A 17,015-nucleotide genomic window follows, 5' to 3' on the forward strand; every position below is an offset into this window, starting at 1 on the left:
GTCGCGAACGGGCCGTGAATTCCAGATAACTGTTTCATCACGGCCGCTCTGGGAACGACGGATGCCCGCCCCCGAGACGGGGACGGGCATCCGGGTGATCAGGAGATTCAGCCTTCGGCGGGAGCCTCGGGGCCCTCGCTCGCAGCGGCCGAGCCGTCCTGGTCAGCGGTCTCTTCGAGAACCGGCTCGAGGGAGAGCTTGCCGCGGTCGTCGATCTTCGTGATGCGCACGAGGATCTTCTGGCCGACGCCCAGGACGTCTTCGACGTTCTCGACGCGCTTGCCGCCGGCGAGCTTGCGGACCTCGCTGACGTGCAGCAGTCCGTCCTTGCCGGGCAGGAGCGAGATGAACGCGCCGAACGTCGCGATCTTCACGACGGTGCCCAGGAACTGCTCGCCGACCTCGGGGTTGGTGGGGTTGGCGATCGCGTTCACGCGGGCACGAGCGGCCTCGGCCGAGGGGCCGTCGGTCGCGCCGATGTAGACGGTGCCGTCCTCCTCGATCGAGATGTCGGCGCCGGTCTCGTCCTGGATCGAGTTGATCGTCTTGCCCTTGGGGCCGATCAGCTCACCGATCTTGTCGACCGGGATCTGGACGCTGATGACGCGCGGGGCGGTCGGTGCCATCTCGTCGGGACTGTCGATCGCGGCGTTGAGGACGCCGAGGATCGTCAGACGAGCCTCCTTGGCCTGGGTCAGCGCGGCCGAGAGCACCGACGACGGGATGCCGTCGAGCTTCGTGTCGAGCTGGATGGCCGTGACGAACTCGCTCGTGCCGGCGACCTTGAAGTCCATGTCGCCGAGCGCGTCCTCGGCGCCGAGGATGTCGGTCAGCGCCGCGTAGCGGGTCTCACCGTCGACCTGGTCGGAGACGAGACCCATCGCGATACCGGCGACCGGGGCGCGCAGGGGCACACCGGCGTTCAGCAGCGAGAGGGTCGAGGCGCACACCGAGCCCATCGAGGTCGAGCCGTTCGACCCGAGGGCCTCGGAGACCTGACGGATCGCGTACGGGAACTCCTCGCGGCTGGGCAGCACCGGCACGAGCGCGCGCTCGGCGAGGAAGCCGTGCCCGATCTCGCGACGCTTCGGGCTGCCGACGCGGCCGGTCTCACCGGTCGAGTAGGGCGGGAAGTTGTAGTGGTGCAGGTAGCGCTTGCTCGTCGTGGGCGACAGCGAGTCGATCTGCTGCTCCATCTTCAGCATATTCAGCGTGGTGACGCCCAGGATCTGGGTCTCACCGCGCTGGAAGATCGCCGAGCCGTGGACGCGCGGGATGACCTGCACCTCGGCGTCGAGCGGACGGATGTCGGCCAGGCCGCGACCGTCGATGCGGACGCCCTCGCTGAGGATGCGACCGCGGACGATCTTCTTGGTGACCGACTTGTAGGCGGCGGAGAACTCCGCGAGCGCGGACGCCGGGAGCTGCTCGGCCTCGACGGCAGCGGCGACCTCGCCCTTGACGCGGTCCTTGATCGCGTCGTCGGCGTTCTGGCGCTCCTGCTTGTCGGCGATCTGGTAGACGCTCGTCAGCTCGCCGTAGGCGCGCTCGGCGACGAAGTCGTAGACCTCCGGGGCGTACGGCGGGAAGACGGGGTAGACGCCCGGCTCACGCGACGCGGATGCCGCCATCGAAGCCTGCGCCTCGACGAGCTGCTTGATGAAGGGCTTCGCGGCCTCGAGGCCCTGTGCGACGACCTCTTCGCTCGGCTTGACGGCGCCGCCCTTGATGAGGTTCCAGCTGCCCTCGGTCGCCTCGGCCTCGACCATCATGATGGCCACTTCGCCGTCGGGGAGGACCCGGCCGGCGACGGTGAGGTCGAAGACGGCCTCTTCGACGACCTTCTGGTTCGGGAAGACGACCCACTGGTCCTCGTGCTCACCGTGACCGGGAACGAGCGCCAGGCGAACACCGGCGATCGGGCCGGAGAACGGCAGGCCCGAGATCTGCGTCGAAGCGGATGCCGCGTTGATCGCGAGGGCGTCGTAGTACTCGCCGGGTGCGATCGAGAGGACCGTGATGACGATCTGGACCTCGTTGCGCAGGCCGTCGACGAACGACGGGCGCAGCGGACGGTCGATCAGACGGCAGACGAGGATCGCCTCGGTCGAGGGGCGTCCCTCGCGGCGGAAGAACGAGCCGGGGATCTTGCCTGCGGCGTACGAGCGCTCTTCGACGTCGACGGTGAGCGGGAAGAAGTCGAAGCCTTCGCGCGGGTGCTTGCCGGCGCTGGTGGCCGAGAGGAGCATCGTCTCCTCGTCGAGGTAGGCGGCAACGGCGCCCTGCGCCTGCTGTGCCAGGCGTCCGGTCTCGAACCGGACCGTGCGGGTGCCGAAGCGGCCGTTGTCGAGGACGGCTTCGGCTGCGGTGATTTCTGGACCTTCCAAGAGGTCCCTCCTTCTTTGTTTAGACTCGCACGCGCGTTTCGCGCACGAGATCGTGCGAAGGAGCGGGGCAGATATGGGCGCGCGGACGAAACCGCGAGAACCGCCTGCGCTGGTCACCAGTCGAAGATCACCATCTCCGCGATCGGCATTCGATCGGGATGGGAACCCACCACAGGGGACCAGCTTCCTGCCGGATCCGCTCCATGAGCTCAGTGTTGAATTGAGCGGGTGCCGGACGGCAACCTGCCCCAGCCTACCAGCGAGACCCTCGCCTGCGTATCGTGGCCTCATGAGCGAAGCAGACAAGCCCGCGGGCGCGGCATCCGACGATGTGAAGCGCAAGTTCCGCGAGGCGCTCGAAAAGAAGAACGCCCAGCACCGCACCGGAGAGGCACACCTCGACGGCGATTCGTCGGTGCACGCGTCGCACGGTGCCATGACGAAGCGGGAGTTCCGCCGCAAGAGCGGGTGACGCCGAACGGCCGCCCGCGAACGGGGCTCGGATGCTGACGCGTCCGAGCCCCGCCTGTATTTCTCGGGCGCTTCGGGGTGTGTGCAGAGTGGCGGGGCGATGTCGGAGGTTCGTGACAGTATTCGAACATGCATTCGAATGATGGGATCGGTAGCCGGGCAGGCTGCGGGATGGGCAGCGACAGCGATGTCGACGCGCTCGCTCAGCTGGTCGCGGATGCCGAGGGCGTTTCGGATGCCGCGCGAGCCGTGCAGATTCGTGAGGTTCGGGTGCTCGCAGCGGCTGGGCTGCTGGCCGAGAAGCAGGCCGCTGGGGCGTCGGAGAAGGTCAAGGCGCGCGAGATGGCGCTGCGGGGCATCGCCGCGGAACTTGCCGGAGTGTTCGTCACGACCGACCGCACTTTGCAGCGGCGGATCGACGAAGCGCGGGACCTGGTTGAGAACTACCCGGTGACGATGGCGGCCTGGGAAGCCGGGCGCATCGTCCGCGGGCATGTCCGGGTGATTCAGGAGACGGGATGCCTCGTGCCCGCAGAGGGCCGGGCGGAGTTCGAGCGGGTCGCGATCGAGCGGTGCGAGGGCGAGAGGCCCAACCGGGTGCTGGAGACATTGCGGATGCTGGCGGAGCAGATGCACCCGCGGTCGTTCACCGAGCGGCACGAGGAGGCCGCGGCGGGGCGGTGCGTGCGAGTGCAGGCCGGGGCGGATGGGATGTCGGACCTGATCGCGACCCTGCCGACCGTGATCGCCGACGGAATCGTGGACCGGCTCACGCGGCAGGCGCGGGAGATCATCAACGCGCGGGCCCAGGCTGACGGGGCGGGTGGCGGCGCTGACGCTCGAGCCGACGCCCCTGACGCTCGAGCCGAGGCGCCTGGCGTTCGAGCCGACGCGAACGGCGGCTCACCCGGCGCCGACACGACGATTCGCGACGGGTCGTCGTTCGTCGACGATGCCCGCACGATCGATCAGGTCCGCGCCGACGTGTTCAGCGACCTCCTCCTGACTGGATCGCCGGCGCTCGACCCGACTGGCACCGGTGACGGCGGCGGAACGCTCGGGGCAATCCGGGCACACGTGCAAGTCGCCGTGTCCGCGCTGACACTCATGGGGCAAGACGAGGGGCCTGCCGATCTGGCGGGGCGCTCCCCCATCGATGCGAACACCGCACGCGAACTCGCCGGCAACGCGACCTCGTGGGACCGGCTTCTCACCCACCCGGTCACCGGAACCGTCCTCGAATGCGACAGCTACCGGCCCACCGCTGCCATGGTGCGGCTGCTGCGAGCCCGAGACCGGCACTGCCGGTTCCCCGGATGCCGGCAACCCGCCATCCGCTGCGAGATCGACCACACCATCGCCGCATCCGACGGCGGCGCGACGCACGTGTGCAACCTCGCGAACCTCTGCAAGAGACACCACGACGTCAAACACCACACCCGATGGCGAGTACGACAACTCCCCGGCGGAAGGCTGATCTGGACCTCACCCACCGGACGGATCTATCGCGAAGACGCACCACCACCCCTCGTCGCATTCACGGTCGCCTTCACGTCCACAGAGCCACCCGGCCCCGGGGCCGCGCCATTCTGAGCGGTCGCGTTCCACCTTCTCCTCGCGGGGCCCGTCGCCCTGCGCGCCAGCGAGCCGGTTTCGCCTGCCGTCGAGAATGCCGGTGGCCACGGCATCCGATTTCTCGGATCCGCGGCCACCGGAGATCGGGAACCGTCAGCGCGTCGCGGCCTCGCGGCGGAGGCGAGCGCGCTCCTCCTTCGCCGCGGCCTCCTCGAGGGCGGCGTCACCGAGTCCCTGCGTGTTGACGGCGCCGGTGTCGTTCGACATCCCGTCGTGACCGTGACCGGTGAGCATCGCCTCGTCGAAGGGGCGCTCGCCGCTGAGCACGGCGCGGGCCTGGTCGCGGTCGAACTCGCGGGTCCAGGTTCCGATGAGGATCGTCGCGACCGCGTTCCCGGTGAAGTTGGTCAGCGCGCGACCCTCCGACATGAACCGGTCGATGCCGACGATCACGCCGACGCCGTTGACGAGGTCGGGCCGGTACGCCTGCAGACCGCCGGCGAGGGTCGCGAGGCCGGCGCCGGTGACTCCGGCCGCGCCCTTCGAGGCGATGATCATGAAGACCAGCAGTCCGATCTGCTCGGGGATCGACATCGGAGCGCCCATCCCGGCGGCGATGAACAGCGACGCCATCGTGAGGTAGATGGCCGTCCCATCGAGGTTGAACGAGTATCCCGTGGGGACCGTGATACCCACGACCGGCTTCGAGACGCCGACGTGCTCCATCTTGGCGATCAGGCGGGGCAGCGCGGACTCGCTCGACGAGGTCCCGACGATCAGCAGGTACTCGCGGGCGAGGTACTTCATCAGGCTGAAGATGTTGATCCGCGCCACGGCGTAGAGCAGCGTGCCGAGCACCGCGACGATGAAGACGATGCACGTGATGTAGAACGCGATCATCAGCACACCGAGGCTCACGATGGCGGCGACACCGGTCTTGCCGACCACCGCGGCGATCGCACCGAAGGCGCCGATCGGAGCAAGCCACAGGATCATGCCGAGGATGCGGAAGACCAGCGTCTGCAGGTTCTTCACGGCGCTCATGATCGGGGCGCCCTTCTCGCCGAGTCCCTGCAACGCGAAGCCGACCAGCAGCGCGATGAACAGCACCTGGAGCACGCTCTCACCGGTGAACGCCGAGAAGAAGGTGGTCGGGATGATGCCGAGCAGGAAGTCGGTCGTCGACTTCGCCTCGGCCGCCGCCCCGGCGTCGTAGACCGCGCTCTGCATGTTGAGCCCCTCACCCGGGTGGATGATGTTGCCCACGATGAGTCCGATCGCCAAGGCGAAGGTCGACATCACCATGAAGTACAGCAGCGCGAGACCGCCGATGCGCCCGACCGTCGCGGCCTTCGCGATGGAGCCGACGCCCACCACGATCGTGCAGAAGATGATCGGCGCGATCATCATCTTGATGAGGTTGACGAAGCCCTTGCCGAGCGGCTCGAGACCGACGGCGAAGGAAGGCCATACGAGGCCGACGACCGCGCCCAGCACGACCGCCAGGATGACCGAGACGTAGAGCCACGTGTGCTTGTCCCAGGCCTGCTTGCCTTTCCGGGCGTTGTACCCCGGCAGGCGGAAAGATGATGTGAGAGCCATGGTCTCCTCCAGCTGAACAGTCGTTGTCCGATGCCGACGTCTCTGTCGGTGCGCTCTCAGCGTCCGGCCGTTCCGCGCGGACGCCGATTTATGGTCGTATTGGTCACGGCCTGCGACGTGGCAGCACCCGACGACGACGACGAGAGCGAGAGCGGCATGACAACGCGCACCCGCAGCGCCGCTTCGCTCGTGTTCGTCGCGGTCGCGGTGGCCGTGGCGCTCCTCACCCTGGCGATCGCCGGCATCCTCATCGCCGACGGCCAGCGGTCCGCGCGGTCCGAGGCCGAGCGCGTCACCCAGGCCGTCGCGCAGACCGTCGCCGACTCGGCGCAGGTCGCCGACCTCCTCGCCGCCGGCGACCGCGACCTCGCATCCGCGGAGCTGCAGCCCCAGGTCGAACAGGTGATCGTCGATGCCCGCGTCGACTTCGTCACGATCATGGACCCGAGCGGCATCCGGATTACGCACCGCGACGCCGAGCGGATCGGCGAGCGCTACCTGGGTTCGATCCCCACCACGTCACGCGCGTTGACGGAGGAGTTCACGGGCACCCTCGGCCCCTCGATCCGCACCATCGTGCCCGTGGAGAGCGGCGGCGCCGTCGTCGGGTGGGTCTCTGTCGGCGTGACGATCGGCAGCATCGCGGCGACTCTGGGGCCCCGCATCCTCGTCGTCGTCGGCATCGCGGCCGCGCTCCTGGCGGCTGGTCTCGTCGGAGCCGTCGTCGCGCGTCGGGCGACGCGGCAGGTCACCGGAGACCTGCCCGCCGGCGCCGTCCGCGACGCCGTCTCGTCGTTCGAGTCGCTCCGTACACTCGGCGAAGCCCTGCGGGCGCAGACCCACGAGCACGGCAACCGCATGCACACCGCCATCGCCCTGCTCGAGCTGGGTCGCACCCCCGAGGCGATCGAGATCCTCGCCGAGACCTCGCGGCAGAGCCAGGTGCTGGTCGACGAGGTCGCGGCCCGCCGCGAGGGCGACCCGACCGTCGGGGCGCTGCTGCTCGGCAAGGCCTCGCAGGCCAAGGAACGCGGCATCCGGTGGCGCTCCCGCATCGAACCCGACGCGCCTCGCTCGGTGCTCTCGCCGGTCGACGCCGTCTCGGTCGTCGGTAATCTCATCGACAATGCGCTCGACGCCGCCGCCGGCGGGCCCGAACCGCGCTGGGTGGAGATCAGGATGACGCGCACCGAGGAGGACGAGCTCGAGATCGCCGTGTCGGACTCGGGAACCGGCGTCCCTCCCGAGCTCCGGCGCCGGATCTTCGAGCACGGCTTCTCCACGAAACCCGCCGGCGCCGAAGGACGTGGTGTCGGTCTCGCCCTCGTCGCAGCGATCGTCGACGACGCCGGCGGTAGCCTCACCCTCGATCACGACCCGACGACGTTCCGCGTCATCCTGCCGAGGAGGGAAACATGATCGGCGTGCTGCTGGTCGACGACGAAGCCCTCACCCTCGACCTCCACCGCCACTACATCGAGCGGCTGGACGGATTCCGGGTCGTCGCCGAGTGCAGCGGCGCACGTGCCGCCCTGCGAGCCCTCCTCGACAGCCCGGCCACGGACGAGATCGACCTCGTGCTGCTGGACATGACGATGCCCGACGGATCGGGACTCGACGTCCTGCGCCATGTGCGCGCGCGAGCCCGGGATGTCGACGTCATCGCGATCACCTCGGTGCGGGATGCCGACGTGGTGCGCCAGGTCGTCGGCCTCGGCGCGGTGCAGTACCTCGTGAAGCCCTTCACCTTCGCCGACTTCCGGGAACGGATGTCGCAGTACGCGCGCTACCGCGAGCGCGCGAGCGAGACCACGGGCGCGGCGACCCAGGCCGAGATCGACGCGATGCTGGGGGCGCTGCGCCCGGTCACGGCGCCCGTCCCCAAGGGGCTCTCTCCCGAGACGCTCGAGCACGTGTCGAACCGGCTCCGCGAGGCCGGAGCCCTGTCCGCCCGCGAGGCTGCGGAGGCGCTCGGGATGTCGCGCGTCGCGGCGCGACGATACCTCGAGCACCTCGCCGACGCCGGCCGCGCCGAACGGGCCCAGCGCTACGGGGCCCCCGGCCGCCCCGAGGCCGAGTACCGCTGGCGCCCCTGACCGCGCGTCGCTCTCGGCGGGCGGGGCGGGGCGGGGCGGGCTACTGCTGCGGGAGGGACGAGCGGCGCGGGGCCGTGGGGCCGATGCGCACGTAGGCGGGGAGCTTGGGGGCGACGCCGTCGCCGGCCGTGCGGCCGCGCAGGCGCCGCCACATCCACGGGAGTGCATCGCGACGCAGCCACGTTCCCGGCACGACGGGATCGTCGTCGAGATGGAAGGCCTCGTCGAGCTCGGCGAGCGCCTCGGCGTGCGGCACCCCGAGCGCTTCCGCCGCGCGATAGGCCACGAGCCGATGCCCGCGCGAGCGCAGATGCACCTTGTCGTCGGCCCACAGCTCGAGGCGGGCGAGTTCCGGCACAGCCTCGAGGTCGACCAGGATGGCGCCCGTCCTCGACGCGATCGTTCGCAGCCGGGCGTTGTAGGCGGCGAAGCGCCGCGCGAAGATGCTCGCCGCGGCCCGCCCCGGAAGGAACACCGTGGCGAGCAGCACGTCCGCCCCGGATTCCCGCAACCGCCGGACCGCGATCTCGACCTCGTCGGCGACGCTCGCGACGTCCACCCGGGCCTGCACGAGGTCGTTGGCACCGATGAGCACCGAGACGAGTTCGGGCCGCAGCGCCAGGCACGCCGGAACCTGCTCGTCGACGAGGTGCCGTACCCGTTTACTGCGCACCGCGAGGTTCGCGTACTGGAAGGCTCCGGTTCCCCCACCGGCTCGCGGCGCCGCCGAGGCGAGCAGCTGAGCGAGACGATCGGCCCATCCCCGGTGCATCCCCGCCGGCATGCGCGACGTGTCGCAGAGCCCCTCGGTGATCGAGTCGCCCAGCGCGACGTAGCGCCGCCACAGCGGGGGTCCGTCGCCCGCGGCGGGCAGCTCGGCGCGCGGCCACACGCGAGCCCGCCGGGCACGGTCGATCGCATGCAGCTCGCCCGCACGCTCGTAGTGGCCGAGCAGGGCATCGCCGAGGCTCTCCCAGGTGCGCCCGGCGACGGCCTCCCGGGCCGCCGCGCCGAACGCGCGCCGCTTCGCCGCGTCCCCCGCCAGGTCGGCGACCCGGCTGCGGAGATCGTCGGCATCGCCGGGCCGGTAGAGCCACCCGTCGACACTGCTGCGCACCAGGTCGAGCGGGCCGCCGCGACCCGTCGCGACCACCGGTACACCGCTCGCCTGCGCCTCCTGGATGGTCTGGCCGAACGTCTCGCTCTCGCCCGGGTGCACGAAAACGTCGAAGCTGGCCATCACGGTGGCGAGCTCGTCCCCGTGCAGATGGCCGAGGAAGACGGCATCCGGCAAGAGGCTCTCCAGACTCGTCCGCGAGGGCCCGTCGCCCACGATGACCAGTCGCACGCCGGGCAGCGAGCTGAGTGCCGCCAGATCCTCGATCTGCTTCTCGGGGGCCAGCCGCCCGACATATCCGACCATGACGTCGCCGTCGGCCGTTTCCGGAACGACCCGCGCGCGCCACGCCTCGTCGCGGCGGTGGGGCGCGAAGCGGATGCCGTCGACCCCGCGGCCCCAGATCGCGACGCGATCGACACCGAGGTCCTGCAGCTGCAGCCGTGCCGCGTCGGCGGGGGCGAGCGTCAGCGTCGCGCGGCGATGCAGCCGCCGCACGTGAGCAGCCGTGAGCGCCGTGGCGTGCGGCACACCGTAGCGCTCGGTGTAGGCGATGACATCGGTCTGATAGACGGCGACGCTCGGCAGCCCGAGGCCCTCGGCGGCGAGAAGCCCCTGCCAGCCGAGAAGGAACGGCGATGCGAGGTGCACGACGTCTGGGCGGAACTCTCGCAGCGCCCGCGCGACCGAGACCACGGGCGGGGCCGCCACGCGCACGGCGGGATACCGGGGCATCGGGATCGACCGCACCGCTCGACCCGGAACGGCGAGCGGATGCCGTCGCCCCGCGCCCGGCGCGACGACGAAGGCCTCGTGCCCGCGATGCTCGAGATGCTCGAGCACCCGCAGGACCGAACCGGTCACGCCGTTCATGTGGGGAAGGAAGGACTCGGTGACCACCGCGACTCTCACAAGACCAGGGTGTCGCCGACGGCGCGCCACTGTCTGCTGAACCAGCCGGAATCGCGCACTGTTCACACGATCCTCCGCGCTCGGTCACCTCGCGGACGCCTGACCGTCGCCGTTCCCGCTCCGTTCATCCACGGCTGATAGGGATGCCGCGTGCTCGACGACCTGCTGACCGCGATGTCCGGCGGCCCCTGGCTCCTCGTCGCGGTCTTCGCGCTCGTCCTCCTCGACTCCGTCCTGGTCGTCGTCCCCGGCGAGATCGCGGTGACGGCGGCGGGAGCGCTCGCCGCGTCGACCGGCGATCCCCCGCTGGCGGCCGTCGTCGGTGTCGCCGCATCCGCTGCGTTCTGCGGGGATGCGCTCTGCTACGCCGTGGGGCGTCGGATCGGCCTCCGCCGGTGGCGTTGGATGCGGCACCGGCGCGTGCAGCGCGCGTTCGCGTGGGCGGGGGGTCGGCTGCAGCGGGGAACCGCGACGGTCGTCTTCACCGCCCGCTTCATCCCCTTCGCGCGCCTCGCGGTCAATCTCACCGCGGGCGCCACGCGAATATCGGCCGTGCGCTTCCTCGCCATCGCCGGAGTCGCGGCGACGGCCTGGGCCACCTATCAGAGCGTCATCGGCGCGGCGATCGGCGCGCTCCTGCCCGATGCCCCGCTGCTTGCGGTGCTCCTGTCGGTGGCCGCGGCGCTCGCGCTGGGCGCCGCGATCGATGTGATCACGGCCGCCCTCACGCGGCGCCGCGAGCGGGTCACTCCCCGGCGAGACCGCCGAGCAGGTGACCGAACGACTTGCCCTCGCCCAGGTACGAGGCGGGGTCGAACGGATCCGCGTCCGTGACGGGCGTGCGTGCCACGACGGCCGCAGCGAGCTCCCGTGCGCCGCGCTCGACCCGCGCGCTCAGCGGAGCGACCTCGTCGGCCTTGCTCCCCCAGTCGCTCGACGCCGCGAAGACGCCGGTCGAGACCGGGGCCGCGTGCAGGTACGCGAACAGCGGCCGGATGGCATAGTCGATCGCGAGCGAGTGACGAGCCGTGCCCGCGTTCGCCCCGATGAGCACGGGCTTCCCGGTGAGCGAGTCGGGGTCGAGCACGTCGATGAACGACTTGAACAGCCCGGAGTAGCTCGTCGAGAAGATCGGCGTCACAGCGATGAGCGCGTCGGCCGAGACGACCGAGTTGATCGCCGACTCGAGGGCGGGCGGGGCGAAACCCGTCAGCAGGTTGTTCGTGATGTCGTGCGCGAGATCGCGCAGCTCGATGACGTCCGCTGTCGCGGTGATGTCGGATGCCGTGAGCTCGGCGATCGTCGCCGTCGCGAGCCGGTCGGCGAGCATGCGGGTCGACGACGGGTTCGACAGGCCGGCCGAGACGACCGCGATACGCCGCGCGCTCATCGTGCCGCCGCCACACCGAAGGCCGAACCTGCGGGCGCGGGAGCGTCCTGGTAGGGCGAGGGGCCGCTGAGGTTGTCTCCGCGATTGGCGCGGGGCCGCGCTTCGCGCGCCGGGCCGTCGCCGTACACCTCACGGACGCGCGCGGCGTGCGTCGGGGCGTCGGGCACTGCCGCGCCACGACCCTGCGCGAGCTCCTTCCGAAGCACCGGGACGACCTCGCCGCCCAGGATGTCGAGCTGCTCGAGCACGGTCTTCAGCGGCAGGCCCGCGTGGTCGATGAGGAACAGCTGACGCTGGTAGTCGCCGAACGTCTCGCGCATCGCCGCGTACCGGTCGATGACCTGCTGCGGCGACCCGACGGTGAGGGGCGTCATCTCGCTGAAGTCCTCGAGCGAGGGGCCGTGACCGTAGACGGGGGCGTTGTCGAAGTACGGGCGGAACTTCCGAACGGCATCCTGCGAGTTGGCGCTCATGAACACCTGGCCGCCGAGACCGACGATCGCCTGCTCGGGCGTGCCGTGGCCGTAGTGCGCGAAGCGCTGACGGTACAGGTCGATGAGGCGCTGGTAGTGCTCCTTGGGCCAGAAGATGTTGTTCGCGAAGAAGCCGTCGCCGTAGTAGGCGGCCTGCTCGGCGATCTCGGGGGTGCGGATCGAGCCGTGCCAGACGAACGGAGCGACGCCGTCGAGCGGACGGGGCGTCGAGGTGAAGCCCTGCAGCGGAGTGCGGAACTTGCCCTCCCAGTCGACGACGTCCTCACGCCACAGCTTGTGCAGCAGGGCGTAGTTCTCGATCGCGAGCGGCAGGCCCTGACGGATGTCCTTGCCGAACCACGGGTAGACCGGGCCGGTGTTGCCGCGCCCCATGATGAGGTCAACGCGGCCGCCCGACAGGTGCTGAAGCATCGCGTAGTCCTCGGCGATCTTCACCGGGTCGTTCGTCGTGATGAGCGTCGTGGCCGTGGAGAGGATGAGGCGTTCGGTCTGCGCCGCGATGTAGGCGAGCGTCGTGGTGGGCGACGACGACCAGAACGGCGGGTTGTGGTGCTCGCCGATCGCGTAGACGTCGAGCCCGACATCCTCGGCATGCTTGGCGATGGTCACGGCGGCGCGGATCTTCTCCGCTTCGCTCGGGGTGTGGCCGCTCGTCGGGTCTGCCGTGATGTCGCTCACGGAGAAGATGCCGAACTGCATCCCCGACCAGCCGGTGTTTTCGCTCGTGTGCGTGTTCACGTCGGTCCGCCTTCCCGGATGCCGCGGCATCCGTTTCATGCAAATGAATATAAACCATGCAACGCGGTCGCGCTCGGACTATTCCCCCGGGATAGTGTTTCATCCACGATGACGCATCCCGCCACCGGCACGACCGGAACGCGCCCGAAGCGGCGCGTGCCCTTCTGGGACAACGCCCGCTTCGCCTGTATCGTGCTGGTGGTGCTGGGTCACGCGATCCAGCGCCTGACGTACGACTCCGACATCGCGATGGCGATGTACCTCGTGATCTACGCGTTCCACATGCCCGCGTTCGCGATCATCTCGGGCTACTTCTCCAAGTCCGACCCGCAATCGCGGCGGCAGATGGCCCGCGTCATCACCGACATCCTCGTGCCGTACGTGATCTTCGAGGGACTCTGGACGCTCACGAAGTTCCTCGTCGAGGGCCACGCGAACCCCAACCCGACCCAGCCCTCGTGGACGCTGTGGTTCCTGCTGGCGCTCGGGATCTTCCGCCTGGTCCTGCCCTACCTCGCGCTCCTGCGGTGGCCGCTCCTGTGGGCCTTCGCGATCTCGGTGATCTCCGGGTACCTCCCGAACATCGATTCGACGCTCTCGCTGTCGCGAACGCTCGGCTTCCTGCCCTTCTTCGTGCTCGGCTGGTGGCTGCGCGACCGCGACGTCGTCGACCGGTTCGACCTGCTGCGGCGCACCCCGACGACCGTGACGGCGGCCGTCGCGACGCTCGGGCTCGCGGGATGGGCGGCCTGGGCATTCATCGGAACATGGCGCGACATCAACCTCGGAAAGTGGATGTTCTACGACGCGAGCTACTCGGATGCGGGCAGCTCCGAATGGTGGGCGGGAGCCGTGCGGGTCGCCCTGCTGCTCGTGGCGCTCGCCCTCACGGCATCCTTCCTGGCCCTCGTCCCCCGCGGTTCGCACCGCTGGACCCGGCTCGGGCAGTACACGATGTACATCTACCTGCTGCACTCGTTCGTGCTGTACCCGTTCCGGGAGTCGGGCGTGCTGCGAGACGCCGAACCCACGTGGGTGTGGCTGCCGCTCGTCGTCGTCGCGTCGATCCTCATCGCTCTGGGTCTGGCCACGGCTCCGGTTCGACGAGTGTTCCGGCCGCTCGTCGAGCCCCGCCCGGCGTGGCTCTTCCGCGACCCGCAGCTCGCGGGCCGCGAGGGCCGGCGCAGCGACCCGACGGGGTCGCGCCGTCCGCGCGAGGCCGGCGAGGTCATCCCGCGCAACAAACGAGCGGATGCCGCAGAGGGCTCGTAGCCTCACTGCATGAGCGAGCTCTCCCTTCCCGTTCTCGACTTCTCCCAGCTCGACGGCGACGCCGCCGATGTCGCCCGCTTCCGCGACGAGCTGCGCGCCGCGACGCACGACGTCGGCTTCTTCTACCTCACCGGCACCGGCATCCCCGCCGGTCTCGAGGACCGGCTCCACCGCGTCGCGCGCGAGTTCTTCGACCTGCCCGAGGCCGACAAGCTCGCGATCGAGAACGTCAACAGCCTGCACTTCCGCGGCTACACGCGCGTCGGCGGCGAGCTCACGCAGGGCCGGGTCGACTGGCGCGAGCAGATCGACATCGGTCCCGAACGGTCCGCGGTCGACGACCCCGACGCGCCCGACTACGCCCGGCTCATCGGCCCCAACCTGTGGCCGGCCGCGCAGCCCGAGCTGCGCGAGGTCGCCGACGCGTGGGTCGCGCACCTCTCCGAGGTCGCGCGGCGTCTGCTCCGCGCCTGGGCCGAGGCCCTCGGCGCCCCCGCGACGTACTTCGACGACCACTTCGGCGAGCCCCAGACCCTGCTGAAGATCGTCCGCTACCCCGGCAAGGACGACCCCACCCCGCAGCAGGGTGTCGGCGCGCACAAGGACTCGGGCGCCTTGACGCTGCTGTGGGTCGAGCCCGGGAAGGGTGGCCTGCAGGTGCAGCGCAACGGCGAATGGGTCGACGCTCCGCCGGTGCCGGGAGCCTTCGTCGTCAACATCGGCGAACTGCTCGAGTACGCGACCGACGGCTATCTCATCGCGACGAACCACCGCGTCGTGTCGCCGCGCTACCCCGACGACCGCATCTCGGTGCCGTTCTTCTTCAACCCCGCCCTCGACGCCCGATTCCCGCTCATCGACCTGCCCGCCGAACTCGCCGCCGAGGCGAGAGGCGTCACGAAGGATCCGACCAACCCGATCCACGGGGTGCACGGCGAGAACGCGCTGAAGTCGCGCCTGCGGGCCCACCCCGACGTCGCCGAGCGCTGGCACGCCGATCTGCTCGCCGCGGCCCGCCGCTGAGCACACACCACCGAACACCCGCCGCCGAACACGCACCGTCTCCGCGACAACGCACCAGACGGCGTACGTTCTCGCGGTGAAGGTACGTTCTCGCGGCGCGGGCTCGGGAAAAGCCGAAGGCCGCCCCACACCTGGGACGGCCTTCGCAAGAATGTTTTGCGCGATTGTGCGCGGAGTCGCTCTCCTTAGCGGCGGAGACCGAGGCGCTCGATCAGCGTACGGTAACGCTGGATGTCGAGCTCCTGGAGGTAGCCGAGCAGTCGACGGCGCTGACCGACGAGCAGGAAGAGCCCACGGCGCGAGTGGTGGTCGTGCTTGTGGGTCTTGAGGTGCTCGGTGAGGTCCTTGATGCGCTGCGACATGAGCGCGACCTGCACCTCGGGGGATCCGGTGTCACCGGGGTGCGTCGCGTACTCTTCGATGATCGCCTTCTTGACGTCTGCTTCGAGTGCCATAGATGGGATCCCCTTCCTTCTCATTGCGCGGCGCCCGTCACCCGATGTGCGAGCTCTCTTTATCCGCGGCCGATCGAACGGCAACCGCTCTACTGTACCAGTCATCTAGGCTCGCATGATGCGCCTGCGTCGGGATCACCTCATCGATCTGCGGCCGTTGACCACCTCCCCCGCCTTCGCGCGCATGTGGGTCGGCTCGACCCTCGCCGGCCTCGGCGGGCAGTTGACCATCGTCGCGATCATGCTCCACATGTACGACCTCACGGCGTCGACGTTCGCCGTCGCGATGATCGCGGTCGCCGGGCTCGTGCCGATGATCATCGCCGGCCTCTACGGGGGCATGCTCGCCGACGCGTTCGACCGGCGCCGGGTCGCCATCATCGCGGCATCCGTGACCTTCGTCTCGACGGCCGTCCTGATGGTGCTGACCTGGAGCGGCGGCGAGACGGTCGCGTGGCTCTACGCCATCGCGGTCGTGAACTCTGCTGCCAATTCGGTCGTCATGGCGGCACGGCAGGCGATCGTGCCGCGGCTGATCCCCCGCGAGCTGCTGCCCGCAGCCTCGGCGCTCGGCGGCATCACCATGGGGATCATGGTCTCGGTCGGGCCGGCCGCGGCCGGGCTGCTCGTGGCCTTCACCGGCTACGGCTGGACCTACACGATCGACCTCGTGCTCATGAGCGCCCTCTTCCTCGGCCTCTGGTCGTTGCCCAGCATCCGCCCGGAGGGCGCCGTCGTCCGCCCGGGCCTGCGATCGCTCGCCGACGGCTGGCGCTTCATCAAGCGCGCGAAGAACATCCGGCTGCAGTTCATCCTCGACATCATCGCGATGACGTTCGGTCAGCCCACCGCACTCTTCCCCGCCATCGGCGCAGTGCTGCTCGGCGGCGGCGCGATCACGACGGGGCTGCTGACAGCCGCCATCGCCGTCGGCGCGTTCTTCTCGAGCCTGTTCTCGGGACCGATCGCGCGCTATCCCTTGCACGGCCGTGGCATCGAGAGGGCGATCATCGCCTACGGCGTCACGATCGCCCTGTTCGGCGCCGTCCTGCTCGCGGGGTCGTTCGGTGTACTCGCCCCGGGGACCGTAGGCGAGGAGTCCGCGAACGTCGCCCTGATCGCCCTCGCCGGCCTCGCGCTGGCCGGTTCCGGCGCGGCCGACAACGTCAGCTCGATCTACCGCAACACGATGGTGCAGGCCGCCGTCCCCGATGCGATCCGAGGCCGACTGCAGGGCCTGTTCATCGTGGTGGTCGCCGGCGGTCCGAGGCTGGGCGCGCTGTACGCCGGGACGCTCGCGACCGTCACGGCACTGTGGTTCCCGCCACTGTTGGGCGGCTTCATCATCGTCGGTCTGGTGGCGCTCCTCGTGCGCCTCGCCCCCGCGTTCCGCGCCTACGACGCGGCCCACCCGACCCCGTGAGCCGGACGACGCGCCCCCGGAGACACGACGAGGGGCGGATGCCGCAGCATCCGCCCCTCG

The 17,015-nt window shown here is 70.0% G+C and carries 14 protein-coding genes; 8 read left to right on the plus strand and 6 right to left on the minus strand.

The annotated features are described in order from the left end of the window. Nucleotides 1–107: 107 nt before the first annotated feature. Nucleotides 108–2,387 (minus strand): polyribonucleotide nucleotidyltransferase, encoded by a 2,280-nt coding sequence (locus tag ACI2K6_RS04525; protein ID WP_112613723.1) that lies wholly within the window; start codon nucleotides 2,385–2,387, stop codon nucleotides 108–110. A 289-nt stretch (nucleotides 2,388–2,676) separates the two neighbouring features. Between ACI2K6_RS04525 and ACI2K6_RS04530 the strand changes: the two genes are divergently transcribed. After that, nucleotides 2,677–2,859, plus strand: a complete 183-nt coding sequence (locus ACI2K6_RS04530) for a DUF5302 domain-containing protein (protein WP_036304634.1) — start codon at nucleotides 2,677–2,679, stop codon at nucleotides 2,857–2,859. Between the two features lie 170 nt (nucleotides 2,860–3,029). Beyond that, nucleotides 3,030–4,451, plus strand: a complete 1,422-nt coding sequence (locus tag ACI2K6_RS04535) for a DUF222 domain-containing protein (RefSeq protein WP_404568169.1) — start codon at nucleotides 3,030–3,032, stop codon at nucleotides 4,449–4,451. A gap of 135 nt (nucleotides 4,452–4,586) precedes the next feature. Here ACI2K6_RS04535 and ACI2K6_RS04540 read toward each other — a convergent pair whose 3' ends face one another. Then, nucleotides 4,587–6,035 (minus strand): cation:dicarboxylate symporter family transporter, encoded by a 1,449-nt coding sequence (locus ACI2K6_RS04540; protein ID WP_112613717.1) that lies wholly within the window; start codon nucleotides 6,033–6,035, stop codon nucleotides 4,587–4,589. A gap of 117 nt (nucleotides 6,036–6,152) precedes the next feature. On the opposite strand from ACI2K6_RS04540, the gene ACI2K6_RS04545 reads away from it, so the two are divergent. Both ACI2K6_RS04545 and ACI2K6_RS04550 read left to right on the plus strand, forming a co-directional pair. Continuing rightward, complete coding sequence (locus ACI2K6_RS04545; RefSeq protein WP_337994940.1) at nucleotides 6,153–7,454, plus strand: ATP-binding protein; 1,302 nt, start codon at nucleotides 6,153–6,155, stop codon at nucleotides 7,452–7,454. Beyond that, entirely contained in the window at nucleotides 7,451–8,131 is a 681-nt protein-coding gene (locus tag ACI2K6_RS04550) for a response regulator (RefSeq protein WP_404568170.1), read from the plus strand. Before ACI2K6_RS04545 ends, ACI2K6_RS04550 begins: the two co-directional genes overlap by 4 nt. A gap of 40 nt (nucleotides 8,132–8,171) precedes the next feature. Here the strand turns inward: ACI2K6_RS04550 and ACI2K6_RS04555 are convergent, their stop codons facing one another. Continuing rightward, on the minus strand, nucleotides 8,172–10,148 hold the full coding sequence (locus ACI2K6_RS04555) for a glycosyltransferase (RefSeq protein ID WP_404568171.1): 1,977 nt from the start codon (nucleotides 10,146–10,148) through the stop codon (nucleotides 8,172–8,174). Nucleotides 10,149–10,310: 162 nt separating this feature from the next. Here ACI2K6_RS04555 and ACI2K6_RS04560 point away from each other — a divergent pair, with 162 nt between their 5' ends. After that, on the plus strand, nucleotides 10,311–10,994 hold the full coding sequence (locus ACI2K6_RS04560) for a DedA family protein (RefSeq protein WP_282502273.1): 684 nt from the start codon (nucleotides 10,311–10,313) through the stop codon (nucleotides 10,992–10,994). On the opposite strand, the gene ACI2K6_RS04565 is transcribed toward ACI2K6_RS04560, so the two are convergent. Continuing rightward, entirely contained in the window at nucleotides 10,906–11,550 is a 645-nt protein-coding gene (locus tag ACI2K6_RS04565) for an FMN reductase (RefSeq protein ID WP_112613709.1), read from the minus strand. The two genes, ACI2K6_RS04560 and ACI2K6_RS04565, sit on opposite strands and share 89 nt — an antisense overlap. Then, nucleotides 11,547–12,743 carry an LLM class flavin-dependent oxidoreductase gene (locus tag ACI2K6_RS04570; protein ID WP_274178014.1) on the minus strand — a complete coding sequence of 399 codons (1,197 nt, stop codon included), beginning with the start codon at nucleotides 12,741–12,743 and terminating at the stop codon, nucleotides 11,547–11,549. The genes ACI2K6_RS04565 and ACI2K6_RS04570 overlap by 4 nt, the downstream gene beginning before the upstream one ends. Before the next feature lie 147 nt (nucleotides 12,744–12,890). Between ACI2K6_RS04570 and ACI2K6_RS04575 the strand changes: the two genes are divergently transcribed. Together ACI2K6_RS04575 and ACI2K6_RS04580 are read left to right on the plus strand one after the other, a co-directional pair. Next, complete coding sequence (locus tag ACI2K6_RS04575; RefSeq protein ID WP_282502272.1) at nucleotides 12,891–14,054, plus strand: acyltransferase family protein; 1,164 nt, start codon at nucleotides 12,891–12,893, stop codon at nucleotides 14,052–14,054. Nucleotides 14,055–14,063: 9 nt separating this feature from the next. After that, complete coding sequence (locus ACI2K6_RS04580) at nucleotides 14,064–15,077, plus strand: isopenicillin N synthase family dioxygenase (protein WP_404568172.1); 1,014 nt, start codon at nucleotides 14,064–14,066, stop codon at nucleotides 15,075–15,077. A 185-nt stretch (nucleotides 15,078–15,262) separates the two neighbouring features. On the opposite strand, the gene rpsO is transcribed toward ACI2K6_RS04580, so the two are convergent. Then, a complete protein-coding gene (rpsO, locus tag ACI2K6_RS04585; RefSeq protein ID WP_023951820.1) occupies nucleotides 15,263–15,532 on the minus strand; it encodes a 30S ribosomal protein S15 in 270 nt (89 codons plus the stop codon). 118 nt (nucleotides 15,533–15,650) lie between these two features. On the opposite strand from rpsO, the gene ACI2K6_RS04590 reads away from it, so the two are divergent. After that, a complete protein-coding gene (locus ACI2K6_RS04590; protein WP_323987420.1) occupies nucleotides 15,651–16,955 on the plus strand; it encodes an MFS transporter in 1,305 nt (434 codons plus the stop codon). Nucleotides 16,956–17,015: the final 60 nt, after the last annotated feature.

Source organism: Microbacterium sp. NPDC006705 (assembly GCF_044903545.1).
Lineage (GTDB): Bacteria > Actinomycetota > Actinomycetes > Actinomycetales > Microbacteriaceae > Microbacterium > Microbacterium plantarum.

Excerpts from the sequence above, each read along its gene's own strand:
- ACI2K6_RS04530 (WP_036304634.1), top strand. The coding sequence starts at position 2,677 with ATGAGCGAAGCAGACAAGCCCGCGGGCGCGGCATCCGACGATGTGAAG.
- ACI2K6_RS04570 (WP_274178014.1), bottom strand. The coding sequence starts at position 12,743 with ATGCAGTTCGGCATCTTCTCCGTGAGCGACATCACGGCAGACCCGACG.
- ACI2K6_RS04575 (WP_282502272.1), top strand. The coding sequence starts at position 12,891 with ATGACGCATCCCGCCACCGGCACGACCGGAACGCGCCCGAAGCGGCGC.
- ACI2K6_RS04550 (WP_404568170.1), top strand. The coding sequence starts at position 7,451 with ATGATCGGCGTGCTGCTGGTCGACGACGAAGCCCTCACCCTCGACCTC.
- ACI2K6_RS04590 (WP_323987420.1), top strand. The coding sequence starts at position 15,651 with ATGCGCCTGCGTCGGGATCACCTCATCGATCTGCGGCCGTTGACCACC.
- ACI2K6_RS04535 (WP_404568169.1), top strand. The coding sequence starts at position 3,030 with ATGGGCAGCGACAGCGATGTCGACGCGCTCGCTCAGCTGGTCGCGGAT.
- rpsO (WP_023951820.1), bottom strand. The coding sequence starts at position 15,532 with ATGGCACTCGAAGCAGACGTCAAGAAGGCGATCATCGAAGAGTACGCG.
- ACI2K6_RS04565 (WP_112613709.1), bottom strand. The coding sequence starts at position 11,550 with ATGAGCGCGCGGCGTATCGCGGTCGTCTCGGCCGGCCTGTCGAACCCG.
- ACI2K6_RS04580 (WP_404568172.1), top strand. The coding sequence starts at position 14,064 with ATGAGCGAGCTCTCCCTTCCCGTTCTCGACTTCTCCCAGCTCGACGGC.
- ACI2K6_RS04540 (WP_112613717.1), bottom strand. The coding sequence starts at position 6,035 with ATGGCTCTCACATCATCTTTCCGCCTGCCGGGGTACAACGCCCGGAAA.